At 42.8% G+C, this 18,201-nt stretch carries 16 protein-coding genes and 6 pseudogenes; 19 read left to right on the top strand and 3 right to left on the bottom strand.

Annotated features, from left to right (window positions below):
• Positions 1–56 precede the first annotated feature (56 nt).
• The 9 genes and pseudogenes from NNL35_RS30820 to NNL35_RS17950 all read left to right on the top strand — a co-directional run.
• Positions 57–322: pseudogene (locus tag NNL35_RS30820) on the top strand (winged helix-turn-helix domain-containing protein); the annotation flags it as partial.
• Positions 315–668 (top strand): hypothetical protein, encoded by a 354-nt coding sequence (locus NNL35_RS17920; protein WP_006679464.1) that lies wholly within the window; start codon positions 315–317, stop codon positions 666–668. The pseudogene NNL35_RS30820 and the gene NNL35_RS17920, both read left to right, overlap by 8 nt.
• Positions 669–971: 303 nt before the next feature.
• The gene (locus NNL35_RS17925; RefSeq protein WP_006679465.1) at positions 972–1,715 is read left to right on the top strand and encodes a YheC/YheD family protein; all 744 of its coding nucleotides are present in this window, start codon (positions 972–974) and stop codon (positions 1,713–1,715) included.
• Positions 1,716–2,125: 410 nt separating this feature from the next.
• Positions 2,126–2,218 (top strand): annotated as a pseudogene (locus NNL35_RS17930) (hypothetical protein); the annotation flags it as partial.
• Between the two features lie 144 nt (positions 2,219–2,362).
• Positions 2,363–2,821, top strand: coding sequence for a cupin domain-containing protein (locus NNL35_RS17935; protein ID WP_006679466.1), 459 nt, complete (start codon positions 2,363–2,365; stop codon positions 2,819–2,821).
• A 136-nt stretch (positions 2,822–2,957) separates the two neighbouring features.
• Positions 2,958–3,071 (top strand): IS3 family transposase, encoded by a 114-nt coding sequence (locus NNL35_RS30705; protein WP_138985674.1) that lies wholly within the window; start codon positions 2,958–2,960, stop codon positions 3,069–3,071.
• Positions 3,072–3,933: 862 nt separating this feature from the next.
• On the top strand, positions 3,934–5,346 hold the full coding sequence (locus tag NNL35_RS17940; RefSeq protein WP_006679467.1) for an NAD(P)-binding domain-containing protein: 1,413 nt from the start codon (positions 3,934–3,936) through the stop codon (positions 5,344–5,346).
• 34 nt (positions 5,347–5,380) lie between these two features.
• Positions 5,381–6,310, top strand: a complete 930-nt coding sequence (locus tag NNL35_RS17945; RefSeq protein WP_006679468.1) for a DMT family transporter — start codon at positions 5,381–5,383, stop codon at positions 6,308–6,310.
• Between the two features lie 119 nt (positions 6,311–6,429).
• A complete protein-coding gene (locus tag NNL35_RS17950) occupies positions 6,430–6,642 on the top strand; it encodes a hypothetical protein (RefSeq protein ID WP_254553629.1) in 213 nt (70 codons plus the stop codon).
• Between the two features lie 228 nt (positions 6,643–6,870).
• Here NNL35_RS17950 and NNL35_RS17955 read toward each other — a convergent pair whose 3' ends face one another.
• Positions 6,871–7,797 carry a serine hydrolase domain-containing protein gene (locus NNL35_RS17955; RefSeq protein ID WP_006679002.1) on the bottom strand — a complete coding sequence of 309 codons (927 nt, stop codon included), beginning with the start codon at positions 7,795–7,797 and terminating at the stop codon, positions 6,871–6,873.
• Between the two features lie 726 nt (positions 7,798–8,523).
• On the opposite strand from NNL35_RS17955, the gene murD reads away from it, so the two are divergent.
• From murD to NNL35_RS17975, 4 genes and pseudogenes are all read left to right on the top strand, one after another.
• Entirely contained in the window at positions 8,524–9,849 is a 1,326-nt protein-coding gene (murD, locus tag NNL35_RS17960; protein WP_006679001.1) for a UDP-N-acetylmuramoyl-L-alanine--D-glutamate ligase, read from the top strand.
• Positions 9,850–10,652: 803 nt separating this feature from the next.
• A complete protein-coding gene (locus NNL35_RS17965; protein WP_254553630.1) occupies positions 10,653–10,922 on the top strand; it encodes a hypothetical protein in 270 nt (89 codons plus the stop codon).
• A pseudogene (locus NNL35_RS17970) lies at positions 10,892–11,146 on the top strand (IS1595 family transposase); the annotation flags it as partial. The gene NNL35_RS17965 and the pseudogene NNL35_RS17970, both read left to right, overlap by 31 nt.
• Positions 11,142–11,324 (top strand): annotated as a pseudogene (locus tag NNL35_RS17975) (aminoglycoside 6-adenylyltransferase); the annotation flags it as partial. The pseudogenes NNL35_RS17970 and NNL35_RS17975, both read left to right, overlap by 5 nt.
• Position 11,325: 1 nt before the next feature.
• Here NNL35_RS17975 and NNL35_RS17980 read toward each other — a convergent pair.
• Positions 11,326–11,646: a VOC family protein gene (locus NNL35_RS17980; RefSeq protein ID WP_006678999.1), complete on the bottom strand. Its 321-nt coding sequence runs from the start codon at positions 11,644–11,646 to the stop codon at positions 11,326–11,328.
• A gap of 560 nt (positions 11,647–12,206) precedes the next feature.
• On the opposite strand from NNL35_RS17980, the gene NNL35_RS17985 reads away from it, so the two are divergent.
• The 6 genes and pseudogenes from NNL35_RS17985 to NNL35_RS30540 all read left to right on the top strand — a co-directional run bounded on the left by NNL35_RS17985 (position 12,207) and on the right by NNL35_RS30540 (position 16,772).
• Entirely contained in the window at positions 12,207–12,833 is a 627-nt protein-coding gene (locus NNL35_RS17985) for a PadR family transcriptional regulator (protein WP_100226432.1), read from the top strand.
• Positions 12,834–12,978: 145 nt separating this feature from the next.
• Positions 12,979–13,164 (top strand): annotated as a pseudogene (locus tag NNL35_RS30415) (pentapeptide repeat-containing protein); the annotation flags it as partial.
• A complete protein-coding gene (locus tag NNL35_RS30420) occupies positions 13,153–13,377 on the top strand; it encodes a pentapeptide repeat-containing protein (protein WP_274380421.1) in 225 nt (74 codons plus the stop codon). The pseudogene NNL35_RS30415 and the gene NNL35_RS30420, both read left to right, overlap by 12 nt.
• A gap of 26 nt (positions 13,378–13,403) precedes the next feature.
• A complete protein-coding gene (locus NNL35_RS17995) occupies positions 13,404–14,945 on the top strand; it encodes an MDR family MFS transporter (protein WP_006678996.1) in 1,542 nt (513 codons plus the stop codon).
• Between the two features lie 84 nt (positions 14,946–15,029).
• Positions 15,030–16,301 carry a glycosyltransferase gene (locus tag NNL35_RS18000; RefSeq protein WP_006678995.1) on the top strand — a complete coding sequence of 424 codons (1,272 nt, stop codon included), beginning with the start codon at positions 15,030–15,032 and terminating at the stop codon, positions 16,299–16,301.
• Between the two features lie 51 nt (positions 16,302–16,352).
• Positions 16,353–16,772, top strand: coding sequence for a methyltransferase domain-containing protein (locus NNL35_RS30540; RefSeq protein ID WP_083835614.1), 420 nt, complete (start codon positions 16,353–16,355; stop codon positions 16,770–16,772).
• Positions 16,773–17,322: 550 nt separating this feature from the next.
• Here the strand turns inward: NNL35_RS30540 and dnaA are convergent.
• Positions 17,323–18,118, bottom strand: a pseudogene (gene dnaA, locus NNL35_RS18010) (chromosomal replication initiator protein DnaA); the annotation flags it as partial.
• Between the last annotated feature and the right edge of the window lie 83 nt (positions 18,119–18,201).

Consider the following 18,201-nt stretch of genomic DNA (forward strand, 5'->3'; position numbering starts at 1 on the left):
ACGGCTTTGGCGTGGAACGGCGAGCAGACTTTGGGACTGCACTATCAATCGCTTCGATTGATCCGGAAGGCAATAAAATATATAAAGACGGCGTAGATCTGCACTTAACAAAAATGGAATTTGAGCTTATGTGCTGTTTTGTCCGTCACAGAGGCCAGATTCTGTCACGTCGGCAACTGCTGGACTTGGTGTGGGGACTCGATTATTTTTGCGATCCGATAACGGTGGATACCCATGTACGCAGCTGCGGGAGAAGGTGGGGGAAGATGTGATCAAAACGCACCAGGGGCTTGGCTACAGCGTGGAGGCGGGCGATGAATAAGCTGGGGCGCAAGCTGTTTATAAGCATCTTAGTCTCCGTCTTGCTCATTTTCGTCATGTTTATGTTGCTGGCGAACCTGTTTATGCCGAAATACTATATTTACAAAACGAAAGAACAGCTCAGGGAAGCCATAAATACGATAAACGGGCTTCCGGAAGCGGGATGGATCGATGCAATCCCGCAGATTGAGCAACAATACCGCGTGACGATCGTGTATGGCGATTTGCAGAAACGAACGGATCGATATGGCTTTCGAGAAGCAGGGTGCCGAAATATTCTGCATATGAGCAACGGCCTTCCGGGAGAGATAACCGATGCATCCGACTGTGGGAGCCCTTTTACGTAGAGGAAAGCTCGCGGCATAAAGAAATCAGGTGAAATAATAAAACCTGATACTGTGAAGGGAGCTTTTTCATCCTCAGAGGAAAAAGGAACATTTGCAGCTGAAATGCTGCAGATGGCCGTATTTAGGAGAACAAAAAACTCAAATAAAAAATAGGTCGTTTTTTACATTTATAAAATGTGACACATCGTATTGTCGAAGGACAAGAACATGTATAGATTATGATCCGCGTAATATTAAACCAGAATGGATATAAGCCGTTATCCAGATAAAGGGGCTAGAATAATGTAGGATGGAGGTGAGTACATGAGACATAAATTCATCAATAGCAAAATGCTAAAAGGAAAGCCCTTGTCACAGGATCACGTCCTATCTCGTCACGTTCCGGAAACCCATTGGTATCATGCTGCGACTCTTACCAAGATGCTCCAATCCTTCCCTGTATTATATATCAAACCCGATAAAGGTTCCTCAGGAACGGGGATTATCCGGGTCAAGAGGCTTAATAACTCCGAAAGTCTGGTCTCATTCAAGGCATCGTCCAAAAAGTACCCCAATACAAAAATCGCATCCGAAGTAGCAAAGAGAATGCACCGCGGAAAAAAGTACATTATCCAGCAAGGGATTCCACTAGCGACCTATCGAAAGAAACCTTTTGATCTGCGGATTGTGCTGCAGAAACCATCCAACCAGTGGTTGCTTACCTGGATGAGCGCCAAAGTCGCGCCTAGATCCAATTCCATCGTCACGAATGTGGCAAAAGGAGCTCGCGATGCAAAGATAATGGAAGTCCTTCGAGGAGCCGACCAACAGCTAAACGTACCCACAGTTCTGAAAGAGTTAAGCGGTGTTTCCTACAAAATCGCACGTAAATTGGGTTCTCGTTTCCCCCTTCGAATCGTCGGATTGGATATGGGGATCGACAAGAAAGGAAAGGTATGGTTTATCGAGGCTAACACGAGACCTAGCTTTCACGGATTAAACAAGTTCGATCCTGTGCAATACCGAAGATATCTTCTTGCAAAGAAGCAGACAGAAGCAAATAGCTGAAAAGTTCGTGTAAAAATCAATCAAATTAAGACGTGTAACCTATTTCTGAATGAATTAGAAAGTGAGACACAATTTTCAAGATTGTGAGCATGGAGACATCGTTATTCTATGAGTTCCAACAACGGCTTTTGCACGATTGGAGTAATAAATAAGGCAAAGGATTCAACGTTGAAGAATGTTCACAAAATAGTTTAGGTTTATCTATTGTAAATAGCTAGTTAGAGGATAAACTAAAAGGGAGCATGCAATTTGAATCTACAGCGTGTGGAACAACAGTTTCATTCACGTTTAAAATGTAATAGAGGACTACAAAGGCGTAGTCTTACTAAAGCAAAGAGGCTTAAGGTTATAGCATTCCTACTTGATAGGAAGCGGTATAACTTTAGGCCTCTTTGTGTTTATTCTCTGGTATGGGAAATGAGGACCTATCCAAATTTTATATCCAGAATATGGCGTCATCGTTTTCCGTTCCGCGTATTGTGATTACGGAGAAAGTAGTCATATAGCGTATTGAAATTTGTTTCATACCTCTTTTAGCCGAGAACAGAATCGATGTTCAAAAGTGTATCACAGCTGTAATGGTGCTATGCTCATTGCAAGTAAAATGGTTCCAAAAAATTGCATCTAAGAACTAGAGGAGGATACCTATGAGTATCGATAAAAAGATGATTGAAGAGATGGTTCGTAAAATCATCATGGAAAAAGTAGGGGCTGATGCTATTGAACAGAACGTTCATAGAGGTCCTGGAGGGATTACTTCTGTTAAAGTGCCAAATATGAAAGTAACAGAAGAGGATCGTCTCGATACAGGCAACCCTAATGATATCGTCTATTGTAAAGATCTTTTTTCGCTAAAGGAAAGTCCAAGACTTGGCTGCGGTATCATGGAGATGAAAGAAACAACCTTTGACTGGACACTTAACTATGATGAAATTGATTATGTGATTGAGGGACATCTGGATGTTATCATTGATGGTACAAAGGTGTCAGCTGGTCCAGGAGAAGTGATCCTGATTCCAAAAGGAAGTAAGATTCAATTTTCTGTGCCAGAATATGCACGATTTATCTATGTAACATATCCGGCTAACTGGGCAGAACAAGCGTAACATTCTAATTTCTACTCGCCGGAGGAAAAGCGGTTTATATTCGAGGATACGTATGAAGGGGAACTGACAAACTTGAAGTGCACCCCTTAGAATAGACATTGGAAAAACCCCTGGTTAATCCGATGAATTCTAAGGGGTGCATTTTTTATGGCGTATTCATTTTTACAACAACAGAAGACCGCAACGAAAACGAAAGAAGCTGACGCCGGTTGAGTACCGACGCCAGCTTGCGGCTTGTTTTGTTTTATAGGACCAAGTTCTTGTCCCGAGCTGAGGACAAGAACTTGGTCCTTTTGCCGAGTTGATGAATGTCTAATCAAGAGCCTTATGCCGAGGCAAGCGATGCGGCATATACGCCTATCGATCCGCGGCCTCCAGAGAAGCGCAAGCATTATATGCTCCACCGTCAATAGTGGAGCATGGTTTGTGCTGACCCAAGCGCGGTACCACAAGGAGCTGTAGCAGCCGGCCCAGGTGCAGTGTGTTCGCCATCTGCAGCGAGGGCTGCAAGCGCATGTTAACGACTGGGCTGAAGGTGCCGCAGAGAGGCGGGACCTCACGCTATTGTAACTGCTTCTTGATCCCGCTTAACTTTTCGGTTTGGCTGCTTCGGATCGTGCCACAGGTGAAGCCGCAGGGTTACTGGATTGAGCTTGGGGAGATCTAGGGCGTACTCGCAGATGCCTAAGGAATCCGCGCCTGTAGAGTCGGCGCCGGCTGGCGCGTAAGCTCCCGGCCTTCGCGGAGCGCGTGGGCGGGAGGATGCTAAAGACGGGCACAAACATGCTGGTGCCGAACAAAACAAGTGGAGCGATACGTTGCTGTAACTGGTGAATCCGGCAGGCGGGCGCTATTTGATTCCAACCAAAGAAGTTCCTTCGTTTAATGGAGAGCCTTAAAAAAATTATTAAAATTTTTATAATAACCCTTTACATACTATAGGGGGGTAGGGTATATTGGTTGTAAAATTAAGGAGGTGAGGCAATGTAGATGATGTCAGAAAGTTTTAATGAAAATTGTTGTAATCCATCAATGCTGCTCATAAGACGGTACAAGAAAAAGCCACCATTCAGATAAAGTAATAAGCCATATATTGAAAGGAATGAAAAATTATGAGTTTAGAAGCTTTAAATGAACAAGTAAAAAGGGATCTTTCTTATCTTGCATTTGGGGGAGAGGACTGGGTATGCCCAACCTACCATCCTGAGGGGCATGTCTACGATGCCGTGATTATAGGAGGGGGCCAGTGTGGCTTAGGTGTGGCCTTTGGGCTTTTGCGTGAAAGAATATCTAATATCCTTGTCATCGACGAAAACGTTGAAGGATATGAAGGGCCATGGGTAACTTACGCTCGTATGATGACATTGCGTACGGCTAAACATTTGATATCCATTGATCTTGGAGTTCCTTCTCTGACATTTCGCTCCTGGTGGGAAGCGCAATTTGGACCACAAAGTTGGGAGGACATCGATAAGATTCCACGGAACGATTGGATGAACTATTTACGTTGGTATCGAAAGGTTCTTAACTTACCTGTTGTTAATGAGGTAAAGGTGAAGCTTATTGAGCCTGCAGGGGAAAATGTTTATCGACTGCATATGGAAGGAGCGGGAGCATCTTCTCATACATTGCTGGCCCGCAAGGTTATCTTAGCTACTGGTATTCAAGGCGGAGGGGAATGGCACGTACCATCTATGATTTCCGAAACATTACCTCGTCACCTCTATGCACACACCTCAGAAGACATTGATTTTGAGACCCTTAAAGACAAGAAGGTGGCCATTTTAGGCGGTGGGGCCTCAGCTTTTGACAATGCCAATTTTGCATTATCTGAAGGCGTGGGTTCGGCTCATGTGTTTGTTCGCCGCACGGAGTTGCCGCGCATTAACCCACTTCGACAAATGGGGGTATCAGGTCTAATAGAACGTTTTCATGTTCTATCTGATGCTGATAAATATTCCGTTATAGCCCATTACTTTAAGCATCAACCTCCTACAAATGACACGTTTGCACGTGCAGCTTCACATCCAGGCTTTACATTACACTTAGGTGCACCATGGCTTGACGTACAGCATGAAGCTGAGAAGGCTATTGTCACTACTCCACAAGGTAATTTCACTTTTGACTTTCTAATCATTTCCACTGGTCTTATGACTGATCATTCTTTACGTCCAGAGTTAAAGCTCTTCGAACGCCATATTGCACGTTGGGACGACTATTATCATGCACCTGCTGAGATCGCCAACCATAAGCTTGATGCGTATCCTTACCTTGGCCCTGGCTTTACTTTCACATGCCGGGACAAAAAGGATACAAAGCTTCTTCATGGGCTTTTTGTTTTTAACTATTCAGCTATAGTTAGCTGTGGTATCTCAGCCTCTTCGCTCCCTGGAATGAGATATGGGATACCTAGACTCGTTTCAGCTATAGCAGACCAACTGTTCTCTGATAATCGGGAGGAGATTCTGAAAAACTTCTATTCTTATGATGAAGCTGAATTCGTTGGAGAATGGACAATGACTTAGTTTCCTATTCAACTATTGAAGGGAGGATAGGCAATTGGGGAAGGTCTTTACAAAATCGACATGTGCCTTACTATTATTAGTCTTTATTTGGGGTGGAAGTTGGCCAATCTATAAAATGGCTGTGCCTTATACGCCCCCGTTATTATTTGCAGGTATGCGTACAGTAATTGGGGGCCTTATCCTTGCAGCTCTCCTATATAAAATGAGGAACAGGATCAACTGGCGAGAAAATTGGTCTAAATATTGTATTTCAGCATTCTTTAATACGATTCTCTTTTTTGGGTTACAGACAGTAGGGCTTAGTTATTTGCCAGGAGGATTGTTTTCCGTGCTTGTCTATTTTCAGCCCGTTCTACTTGGATTGTTTGCTTGGATTTCGCTTGGAGAGTACATGTCGCTGTTTAAAATTATGGGTATGATTATCGGATTTATTGGAATTGTAGTTGTCAGTGTGGACGGATTAACCGTTCATGTATCGAGCATTGGTGTTGTCTTAGGGTTGCTTGTGGCATTTAGCTGGGCACTTGGTGTGGTTTATGTGAAAAAGGTGAGCAGCGAAGTAGATGCTTTCTGGATGGTGTCTTTGCAGTTTATAATTGGTGGAGTTATTCTAATAGGTACTGGAACCATTGTTGAAAACTGGTCAGCAATTGAATGGAATGGCAAGTACCTTCTTGGACTCGGATACGGCTCCACTTTCGGCATTCCACTGGCCTATATCATTTACTATAAACTTATTAATGCTGGGGAGGCAAGCAAAGTCGGGACCTTCACGTTTCTTGTACCGATCATTGCCGTAATCATCAGTACGGTGTTTTTAGATGAACCGGTAACTTACCGCCTTGTCGTAGGGCTGTTATTAGTAGTTGTAAGTATTTATTTCGTGAATTATCGCGGGAAAAAGGTGAATGCTTCATTATTCAATAGAGCGCAGGAAAAATGTAATACGAAAGATGTCGGATGACAAGAACGTATATGCTTAAAAGCCGCGTCATTTTCATTTGACAAGAAGTTGAATCATATATTCTGCCTGATCATTCTGATCGACAGCGGCAATCGATTTTGACAGGCTACAACACCTTTATGTTTAATCTGAAAAAATGGTTGGGTACGAAGTTTAACGATGAAAAGCAGACTGCTCTTTCCGTGTACCTGCTTCCTAATCTTCCTTATGACAATAGAGATTTTAGTGTCCGTACAAAGGCCATTACTAATGCAAAAACCAAGCGAAAAGAAGACACTTCAGCTGTAACTCCGTTATTGCCTGAAATAAGGGCAGAGGGGCATCTTAGATAATCAAGTGAGCCGGCTGCGTGAAGCTTACCGTACGGCCATTATGAACGTTAGAGAGCAGCGATTGGCACTTTCAATAGAATTTCATTACGATGAATCAGTTACAATGTTAAGGAATTTCCCATATTAAAAAGCCTAATTTCTCAACATTTGTATTGAGAAATTAGGTTCTTTTCGTTATTCCGTTAAAGCGCCCTTTAATGGCATAACAACACATAATCCTCGATAAGATTATAGTTTATCGATTAATGTCTCCCATGTAAGTTCAAGAACACCTGTCATATTTTGTCGTTCATTTGAAATATATGTTATAACTGCATTTTTATCTGGCAACATTACAACATATTGACCATATAAACCATCCATACGATATGAATTAGAGCAAGAGTTCATCCATATTTGATAGCCGTATCCTTGATGATGGTCTGCCGTAGCAAAATAAGGAATAAAATCGTTGGTCTTTATTTGGACAGATGTTGCTTGTTCAATGTAACTTGAAGGAATCAGTTGCTTACCTTTCCAGACACCTTTATCGAGAATTAATTGCCCGAATCTGGATAATTGTTCTGCTGTTAAATATAAACCTGAGAATCCCTGTGGAATTCCTTTTGAACATGTCTCCCATTTAGGTTTTGGTATGTCTAAATGTTTAAATATTCTTCTATCTAAGTATTCATCCAAGTTACTTCCTGTAGTAATACTTATGATTTTTGAAAGCATATAGGTTGCGGCATTGTTATATGTAAAATGAGTACCTGGTTTAAATACAATCGGTTCATCAAAGAATAATTGTGAAATATCCCATTCCTGACCACTACTCCAATCAGCCTTCATAACTGGGCATTCTGCATGTCCAGTTCCCATGCAAAGCAAATCATGAATAGTCATCTCTTTTAGGTATTCATGATTTGGGTCATGTTGAATATCTGAGAAAAAATCTATAACATGGTCATTAATTTTAAAGTAGCTCTCCCTAATGGCAATACCGACTGCCATTGATGTAAAGGTTTTGCTTACTGAATATAAAAGAGCAGGCCTTTCTTCTTCAAAATCATGTTTTGCAATTATATTTCCATTTTGCCTAACAATTACATTCAGAACATGAAGATTCTTACTATTTACAGATAAAATCAAATCATTCAATAATTCATTATTCATTGTAACTCTCTCCATTAAATATATATTTCTTAACAATCCTTAATTCGTATAATCCTACTAACTTGAGTAGTTTTAAATGTATGACATATAAATTATAACATTAGTGATAACTTGTTTAAATGTAATGCTTCACAAACTTCATACCAATGTTATCAAAAATATTTTTGCTTGAGATATTAAATGGCCCTTTAATGGAATAAGGAACGATTATTGTTTCCCTTCCGACAGCTTTCTATATAATGAAGCCCTAGATATTCTTTAGTTATAAGTTTGATTGACAAAGCCTTGATTCGACTCTATATTCTCATATAATGTGTCACATTATATTGGCGCTTCCCGGTATTATCTTCGGGAGAGCCTTTTTTTATTGCCTATGAATGGTGCAGTTAGGGGGAACTATGGGGAGCTGTTTCATCAATACTGTCCAGAAGAAGCAAGCAGTAAATACTCCCTAATTGTGTTCGATGATGAAAAAAAAAGGCTTTTATACAGCTTACCGAATATTATCATCATCAAATCACAAGGATTGGTGAGAGTTCTGTTATTGCATATATCAATGTATTAGAGCCCTTTTTCTACTGGCTTAAGCATAAGAGCCAGTATCAAGGCAGAATAGTGGAGTGGAATGATGAACCAGAAGCTGTACAAGTGGCCGTAAGAGACAAGTAGAATGGTTCCAGAATGTGGTATATTTGATGTAGTGATACTTTCTAAGTTGAGGTGCTTATGAATCCTACGTTTAACACCTATATCCAATCTCTTGCCGGACGGGACGTGACCGTCATAGGGGCCGGCGTCAGCAACTCACCGCTGATCCGCATGCTGTGCTCAGCCGGGGCGCGCGTAATCGTACGCGACCGTAATCCAATCCTGCCACGGGATGAGTGGGACGAACTAGGCGTCGAGTTGCACCTAGGGGAAAGTTACCTAGATCGAGTTGGGGGCGATATAGTGTTTCGCACTCCAGGCATACGTCCAGACCATCCGGCGTTGGACTCGGCCCGCGCCGGCGGCAGCCGTGTGACCAGTGAGATGGAGGAGTTCTTCGCGTTGTGTCCCTGTCCCATTTTCGGTGTGACCGGTTCGGACGGTAAGACCACAACAACGTCACTGATCGCAGATATGCTGGGTAATGGGGGACATACGGTGCATCTGGGCGGTAACATTGGCACACCACTTCTGGCACACGTGGGAGAAATGTCGCCGCTGGACACGTGCGTGGTCGAGCTGTCCAGCTTCCAGTTGATGGACATGACGTGTTCTCCCCATGTAGCGGTGATTACCAATATCTCTCCCAATCACCTCGACTGGCACCGCGACATGGATGAATATACCGCCGCGAAGCGCCGCCTGTTGAATTTTCAGAATGATGACGATCTTGCCGTTCTCAACGGTGATAATCCGGTGACCGCCTCACTGCGTGGGCGAGGGCGGACCAAGTATTTCGGAGGTCACACGATCCGCGATGGCGTGATCGACGGTCTAGTCCCAATCAATGACATTCGTTTGCCGGGGTGGTATAACGTGGAAAATGTCATGGCTGCCGTGGCCGCTATGCAGGGGATTGTGCCGGACGAGGCAATCCTAGAGACGGTTCGTACTTTCGTTGGCGTGGAGCACCGAAATCAGTGGGTTGCAACTGTGGCCGGCGTGCATTATTATAACAATTCCATCGGTTCCAGCCCCGCCCGTACCGTCTCCACACTGCATGCTCACGTGGGCCGAGTATTGCTGATCGCCGGCGGACGAGATAAGAGGGTACCGTTTGACGAGATGGCCAGGCTGCTGCCCGATCATGTCAAGGTTTTGCTGTTGATCGGCGAAGCAGCCAGTCAAATCGAGATTGAGGCGCGCAAAGTGCCGAATTGCCCACATATTATCCGCTGTGAAGGCTTGGCTGAGGCAGTGGAGCAAGCGCACAAGTTGGCCGTACCGGGTGACACTGTGCTGTTGAGCCCTGCCTGCACTGCATTTGACCAATACCGAAACTTTGAAGAGCGTGGGCATCACTTTGTAGAATTAGTCAGGCAACTGTCAGTGGAAAAAGATTGAAAAATGTTTAATGTTTCATGAAGAACGTAATAAATTCTTCGGTACCGCGTGAATAGCATGGACGTATCGTGCAGATTAGCTCTATTAACTGCCAGACTATGATAATCGGGTAAGGCAAGATAACGAATAAACGATAGCTTATTATGAATACCGTATCAGCCGATCACATCGAGCGGCTGCTTTTTCATTGGAAGTGCTTTAAGCTAAAGCAAAAAAAACTTATATAATGTGACACATCATAAAAGATCATAAAAGAAGGGGTAATTGATTAAGCAGGGAAAAACAACACATATAATGTGGCCACATCTGTCGGGGGACAAGAACATAGTCCCATTGAAAGTCGCTAATTTAGCGGTTTTTTTGTTTTATCGGTACAAGTTCTTGTCCCGAGTCGAGGACAAGAACTTGTACCGATTACCGTAATGGACAAGAACATGAGCCGATTACCGATTAGATAAGTATCTAACTATGTTTCCATGCAATCTCATTAAGCTAACGGGCAGGATACTTTAAGATCATGCGAGGTGAACCGTATCACAAGTAGATCAAATTTTTAGGCTCGGGGCGTCAAGTTTGGGGGCGGGTAAAGAAAAAGCCCCAACCAATCAAGCAGTACTTCTATGCGATCGATCGAACACAAATACTAAGTCCTATCTCCTTATGCGCGTGGCCCACCGGACGGTAACTGTAAATGGAGTACTATTCGATTTACAGATCACGATATTGGAGGGACTTGTAGACTGTTGTCGAGGTTGAGGCCGTGGCCGAAATCCGTTTGCGCTACCGAAGGCTATCGACCGAATTTGACCGTCGCCAAGGAACGTTTGGAGCATCTAGGTGTGACTGTCCTTTCTATGGAAGATGATGAGCATCTTCCTTTTGAGACCAGCCAGTTCAATCTGGTGCTGAACAAGTACGAAGCTTATTCGCCGCGGGAGGTTCGGCAGGTGATCATCGATGGCGGCTACATCCTCACTCAACAATCGGGAGGCACTGATTGTCACGAGATCAACGAGCGATTCGGCGTGCCGTTAAATAGTGAATTTGCGTACTGGTGGCTCGTGACCGTCTGAAGGTGACATACTCTGGCGTTCTTAGGAGTGGGCGAATTCGCACAACTAAATTGGACGAGGTTATTAGTACTCATTTATCTGAATCTGTCGTACTATGTACAGATTACTGGCGGGCTTTCAGCTGATATGCAAGAAAAAGTAATTAGATTTAAGTCCGACGGGAAACAGCGTGTAAAGGTGTGTACCATATTCAGAATGTCAACAACTACCACAGCCGTGGAAAAACTCCTATCAACCTATTCTGAGAATAGGTACCAGAAAATGTGGCAGTCTTTATTAACTTGCTATGAGTAATTTGGAAAATATTCAACAGCTGTGTCAGAAAGTCTCGGATATAAGTATCCAGATTACGATGGAGCCATTACTAAGTATACGGATCATGTTTATACTTCATTAAAATGAACTATGTAAATGACCGCCTTTTTGTGGGCGGTTTTCTTTTGAAACAAAAATCAACAACAAGTTTTAACATAGCTCTTTGAATAAAGGCATCTACTTCTTCTCTGCTTTCAGCGCCAATGGAAATTATTACTTCTGCGCTATGGGAAGCATCTGCGGTTTTCGAACCTCTGAATTTCTCAAGCGCCGCATCCGGGAACAGCAGAATGGCAAGTTTGGCTCTCTCGTTACCAACGCTCACTGCATGGAATCGAATCTCATTGAAAAAAGCAGTTGACCTCTCAACATCTTTGACCAGCAGGTTAATCCAAATCTCATGTGACATGGCAGTAGCCTCCTGGAATATATTTTCAACCATTCCTACTATACTTTACTTCTGGCAGCAGAAGTGATTCTTATAAAGGAAACCGCAAGGTATGACATTCCTGTCATACATCCTGCGGTTTCTTTAGTAAATTTATTTACTTACCTGCTCCAGGATCTTTCTGTCAAAGTATCGATCTGGCCAAGAATGGATTTCGCATCAAAGAAGAAGTTACGTTTTATGTTTTGGAGCAGAATTGGGAAAATCCAGAGGATTAACAGGATACGATAGAGGAATAAAACAGCAGCAGCCTAGGACCTTAATTCCAGGGCTGCTGCTGCGTCTTCGTCAACATGATTGTTTTGTGTCATTGACATGGAACCGATGTTTGAACTCTTGCATCATTAATACGCAAGCAGACACGCCCAATTGACTGAGAGTTTCCCTCCTTTGCCACCTGAAAATTCACTCGAATTATACTCGACATTTGATTTCGATTAAAACAAACCGATTACTCGGTATGTTTTCAAGGGGGTTTTGAGCATGGCTCTTGACATAGTTATATTATAACTAGTAATATTATGACTATGAGAAAACTAATAAAAACACAACGTTCCCCACTAGCCATGGCCGTACTCGCACTTCTTGCAGAAGAACCCATGCACCCGTACCGAATACAGCAGCTCATCAAAGAAAGAGGAAAGGATCAAATAATTAACGTTCGCCAGCGTACGAGTATTTACCAAACCATTGAGCGTCTACTGCGGGACGGACAGATTTCTGTTAAAGAAACGTTGCGGGAAACCGGAAAACCAGATCGAACTGTCTATGAAGCAACTAAGGAAGGAAGAGAAATATTAATAGAATGGCTTCGTGAGGTGCTATCTACACCAATACAGGAGTTTCCTAATTTCCCAGTTGCAATATCGTATATCAGTATATTGTCACCGCAAGATGCCCTAGAGAAACTCGAGCAAAGGTTAGATGTATTAGAAAAAACAATACATCAGATCGATAATAATCTCCAAACCTACAAGAGTATCATTCCAAGACTGTTTATGCTGGAATCTGAATATCAAAAGGCGGTATTAGCAGCAGAATTGGAATGGGTTCGTTCTGCCAGCGAGGATATCAGGAATGGCTCCCTCTTCTGGAACGATGAGTGGCTCCGTGATATTTCGGAGCGACTGACCAGCAAAGAGGAGTAATTTTCAAAAAATGAAGAGAATTATTAAGGAGGAGTTTCGCATGATAAACAAAGATGTAACAGCAAAGGAATGGATTTAACCAAAAGCGACTTGAAAAATTCTGATCTTCAAGCAACAGACCTAATACGGAAAGTTTGACTATAGTAATCTGAAAGCAACTGATTTTAGTCAATCTGATTTAACAGGGTGTTCCTTTAAATGCAGTAACTTGGAGGACGCTGTATTTGATGGTGCCAATTTGAATGAGGCTATATTCGATAAATCCGACTTGAGGGGAGCAAGCTTTAAAGAATGCACGTTAGACAACGCTAAGATATGGATGTGCAATGTATCCGGCATAAGTTTTGATAACTTGACGTTGAAAGGTGCTAAATTTGATTATTCCGACTTAAAAGACGCATCTTTCCGAAATGCCTTTTTAATCAATGTATCATTCAAATCGGAACTAAAAAAAGTGATTTTTGATGGTGCAACGATGGAAAAAGTGACGTATGCGATACTAAAAGGAAATAAAGCAAACCTTGATCATGTAAAGGTCATATAACAAGCCTACTTCGGAGGAGCACTATCGTGAAACGAAAAAAGAGTAACTTAGGCATCGTCATTGCAGGACTTTTACTTGGTATTTTAATGGGGTCAATGGATAACACCATAGTCGCAACTGCTATGGGCACTATCGTCGGTGAGCTTGGAGGGTTAGACAAATTTGTTTGGGTTACATCGGCCTATATGATTGCTGAATTGGCCGGCGTACCGATATTCGGCAAGCTGTCAGATATGTATGGTCGCAAAAGATTTTTCGTTTTTGGTCTTTTAGTATTTATGATAGGTTCGGCTTTGTGCGGGACAGCGGGTTCCATAACGGAACTGGCGCTATACCGCGCTATTCAAGGTATCGGCGCAGGAGCCATCATTCCAATCGCTTTTACAATCATGCTTGACGTTGTTCCGTTTGAATCGCGCGGCAAATTTGGTGGCATCTTTGGTTCCATTTTCGGTTTATCGAGCATATTTGGACCGCTGCTCGGCGCGTACATTACCGACCATATCAAATGGCAATGGATATTCTACATTAACCTGCCTGTAGGCGTACTGGCGGTTTTAATGATTGTGCTTTTTTACAAAGAATCGCACGAGCATTCGAAGCAACCAATCGATTGGGTTGGTGCGTTTACACTTATTGGTGCAGTCGTCTGCCTGATATTCACGCTGGAGCTTGGGGGCAAACAGTATGCATGGGACTCCGCTGCTATTTTGGGACTATTCGCCGGGTTTATCCTGTTAGCGATTGCGTTTCTTATTACCGAGGCAAAGGTAAAGGAACCAATAATTTCGTACAGCTTGTTCAAAAACCGTTTGTATACAACAAGCATCCTAATTTCCTTATTTAGCAGTGCAGCGTTCATCGTCGCTTCAGTATACATGCCAATTTTTATTCAAGGTGTTTTTGGGGGGAAAGCAACGGATTCCGGACTTGTGCTGCTCCCTATGATGCTTGCCTCTGTCGTGACTGCAATGATTGGCGGTTTTGTGATAACTAAAGTACCGTATAGAAATGTTATGATTTCAACTTTGCTTGTGTTAGTCGCCGGTGTTGTGCTTGCATCGACCCTTAAGAGTGATTCGACACGATGGTTAATTACATTAAGCATGATTTTAATTGGATCGGGTATCGGATCGTCGTTTTCTGTGCTTGGCAATGCTGTCATTCACGGAGTAGTGGCGAGACAACGGGGAACTGCGAACTCCACACTTACATTTATTCGTTCGCTTGGCATGACTATCGGAATAACGACGTTCGGCATTATTCAAAGCCAGCTGTTTTCGAATAAATTGGCGAATTATCTTCAATCCATGGGTGATAAAGATCCACGATTGCCAAAAGGTCTTGACATGAAAGACCCGCATATACTGCTTTCACCGGAAGCGCGTGAACACATTCCGCACGAAATTTTGGACCAAATTAAGAACATGCTTTCCGACTCGATTACGCATACGTTCGCATGGGCGATTATTCCCGCTGCTCTTGCATTTTTCATCTCCTTTTATATGGGACGATCGAAGCTTGATGCGTCTGCAAATGCGGATGAAGAATATGTTGCAGGATATTAAGGAGTTTTGCAAAATGAACTGCATACCCGCTGCAGTCAAAATTAAATATTGTCTAAAATGACTCAAATAGGAGGTCGTAAAGCAATGGCAAAATTTTTAATCAGTACGATGCCTGCTACTGGACATGTAAATCCAATCCTGACAACTGCAACGAAAATGGTTGAAGAAGGGCATCAAGTAGTATGGCATTCAGGACCGGCAATGGAAGAGAAAATAAAAGCCACCGGAGCAAGTTTTGTTCCATTCAAGCATACGCCCGATATTATCGAAAGTGCGGTAGATAAACAGGAAAAGGGCCTTGCTGCAGCAAATGCTGCTGTGACAAGCTTATTCGTCGACCCCATGCTTGGCCAGATGAAAGATTATCAGGAGATTATAAAAGACTTCCCTGCAGATGTATTAATTGTTGACATGTGTAGTCTGGGAGCTTACCTTTTTCATGAAAAAGGAGGTCCGGTTTGGGCAAGCATAGGAATGATTCCTTTGAGAACCGAAGAAAGCGCCATGCATGGATCTGGAAAACCTCCCGCTAAAAGTGCTCTTGGAAGGCTTAACAATCGTATAATAAATTGGATCGGGACACACGTTATGTTAAAAGATGTTACTAAAAAAATGATTAACGATCTTAGAAGTATAAAAGGGCCTGACATCCCTAAAGGTAAAACCGCTTTTGATTGTCTTATGTCTCCATTCTTGCATCTACATGGCACAACAGCAGCATTTGAATATCCATATAAGGAACTCCCATCTCAACTTCACTATGTTGGACCTATGCTACCTCCAATGCCCACAGACTTCATACCTCCCAAATGGTGGTCAGAGCTTAGCTCAGGCAAGCCTGTCGTTCATGTAACTCAAGGGACGGTTGCTACGGATGTTGAAGAACTGACACTGCCGACAATTAGGGCAATGGCGGATGAGAATGTACTTGTTGTCGTTACTACGCCAAATCCAGAAAAACTGGGGAACGTACCGGGCAATGTACGTGTAGAGCGCATGATCCCACATTCTATCCTGCTTCCCTATGTTGATGTTATGGTTACTAATGGTGGATTTAATGGTGTCAAGGTCGCACTATCCCATGGCGTTCCTCTTGTGGCGGCAGGGATTCTATCCGATCAACCCGAAGTGTGTGGTCGTATTGAATACTTCGGTGCAGGGGTTAATCTTAAAACCAGTACCCCAAGCAGTTCTCAATTAAAGGAAGCTATATTAAAGGTACTAAAAGAGCCAGCTTATCGTAGCAAAGCAAAAGTCATTCAGTCAGATTTTGCTTCCCATGATAGTGCAATGGAAGCGGTACGATTGCTTGAACGTCTAGCGAAAACAAAAAAGGCTGTTCTTCGGGAAGCTTAATAATATTGTTTAGTCAATAATAGCCTCTACAGAAAAAATAAATCAGGTGGTATTAAATGGAGATTCGCCAACACGATAGACTGCGCCCACACAGACCGTGTACTGCAGCATGTCGCCAGACCAGGAGAAGTACTGGCTGAAATCCACCGGGTGCTTCGCCCTGGGGGGAGAATTGTCCTCGCTGAGCCGGATTGGGATACGCTAATTATTGACTATCCCGACCTCTTGGTAGCGCGAGCCTATACTCGTTTTGTAACAGACATCGTCGTACAGAATGCTTGCATCGGGCGTCAACTTGCCGGGATGGCGAAGCGTTCTGGCTTCGATGTTGCGAAGGTGATACCCGTCACGACCGTATTCGAGGACGTCTCCGAGGCGGATAAAATTTTTGGTATCTACCGTGTGACGGAACGTGCTGTTGCTGCAGGGTACATGGAAGCCGATGTGGCCCGAATGTGGAGAGATCTATAGAAGATTGCGTCAAGATACCGAAGGACTGATACGCAAGGAAGAAGCTGAGCAAGCTGCGATAGTATATCTCGATTCGGTATACGATAGCGTGCGTAAATGATATCTGGTTGCTAAGACCTATTGGAATGCTTCCTGATGGACCAAATCAAGATAGAGTTTTATTTTTAAAACATTTGAAGGAATAGTTTCTTTTTTATCTATCAGGTGCTAGAGGTCACGAATGTATAATCATTACACAAATAACTGAAATTGCCGAAGGCGGAGTGTATGCTTCGTTTGAGGACTAGGAAGGTAATATCGTCAATATTGTTGGAGACAGGTAGTGACTGTATGAAATGAGAGGAGTATTTCTATGCGATCGATCGAGCACGAATACTAAGTTGGAGAAAAAGGATTGACCAGGAAAGATTTTCTCGGTGAGGCTGGGGTCTATCGAATGAAGTTTTAGTTTATTGGTCGCTAAGCTAACGGGCAGTTTAGCTAATGTTAAGAAATTGCAAAAATACTTAAACGTCCTTTTAAGTTTATATGGGGGCCTTAGAATAATCCTTCAGTATTGTGTTTTGATTTTCTCGGTCAAAGTATTGATAATTCTAATAAGTTCCGAATCCTGAAGAATTAACTTCATTATTTTATCATGTGTATGAATTATTGTAGTATGATCACGTCCTCCAAATGCTTCCCCAATTTTCGGTAATGAGGAATCTGTGAGTTCTCTGGAGAGGTACATTGCAACCTGTCTCGGTATGGCCACTGCTTTTGTTCGCTTGCGCTCCTTCAATACTTCAGGTCGCAACCCATAATATTCTGCTACATATTGCTGGATCTTAGGAATTGTCACAACTTGTGGGGGACAGGAGAGAATAATATCTTTTAAAGCATCTACTGCTAATTCAACGCTAATTTCCTGGCTAACTAGAGTAGAAAATGCAACAACACGAATGAGAGCACCTTCTAACTCACGAACATTTGAGTTGATATTGCTTGCAATGTATACCATTGCTTCATAGGGAATATGAATCATTCTCTGCCTGAGCTTTTTTTAACAAAATTGCAATTCTCGTTTCAAGATCTGGAGGCTGAATATCTGTTAATAGACCCCATTCGAAGCGTGATCGTAATCTTTCTTCTAATGTTTGAATTTCTTTAGGCTTCCTATCACTTGAGATAATAATAGCTTTGCCTTCCTCTAAAAGAGAATTAAATGTGTGGAAGAACTCTTCTTGCGTTTGTTCTTTACCAGCAATGAATTGAATGTCATCAACCAATAGAACATCAATAATTCGATACTTACTTCGAAAAGCTTCACCGCGGTTATTCATAATCGCATTGATAAATTCATTAGTCGCTCATCATCAAGGACGATCCGTATGAGAAGCGCAACGTAGCGGAAAGCGGAAATGCGTTTCTGTGATGTTGAAGTCGTTCC

The organism is Paenibacillus dendritiformis, from assembly GCF_945605565.1.
GTDB classification, from domain to species: Bacteria; Bacillota; Bacilli; order Paenibacillales; family Paenibacillaceae; genus Paenibacillus_B; species Paenibacillus_B dendritiformis_A.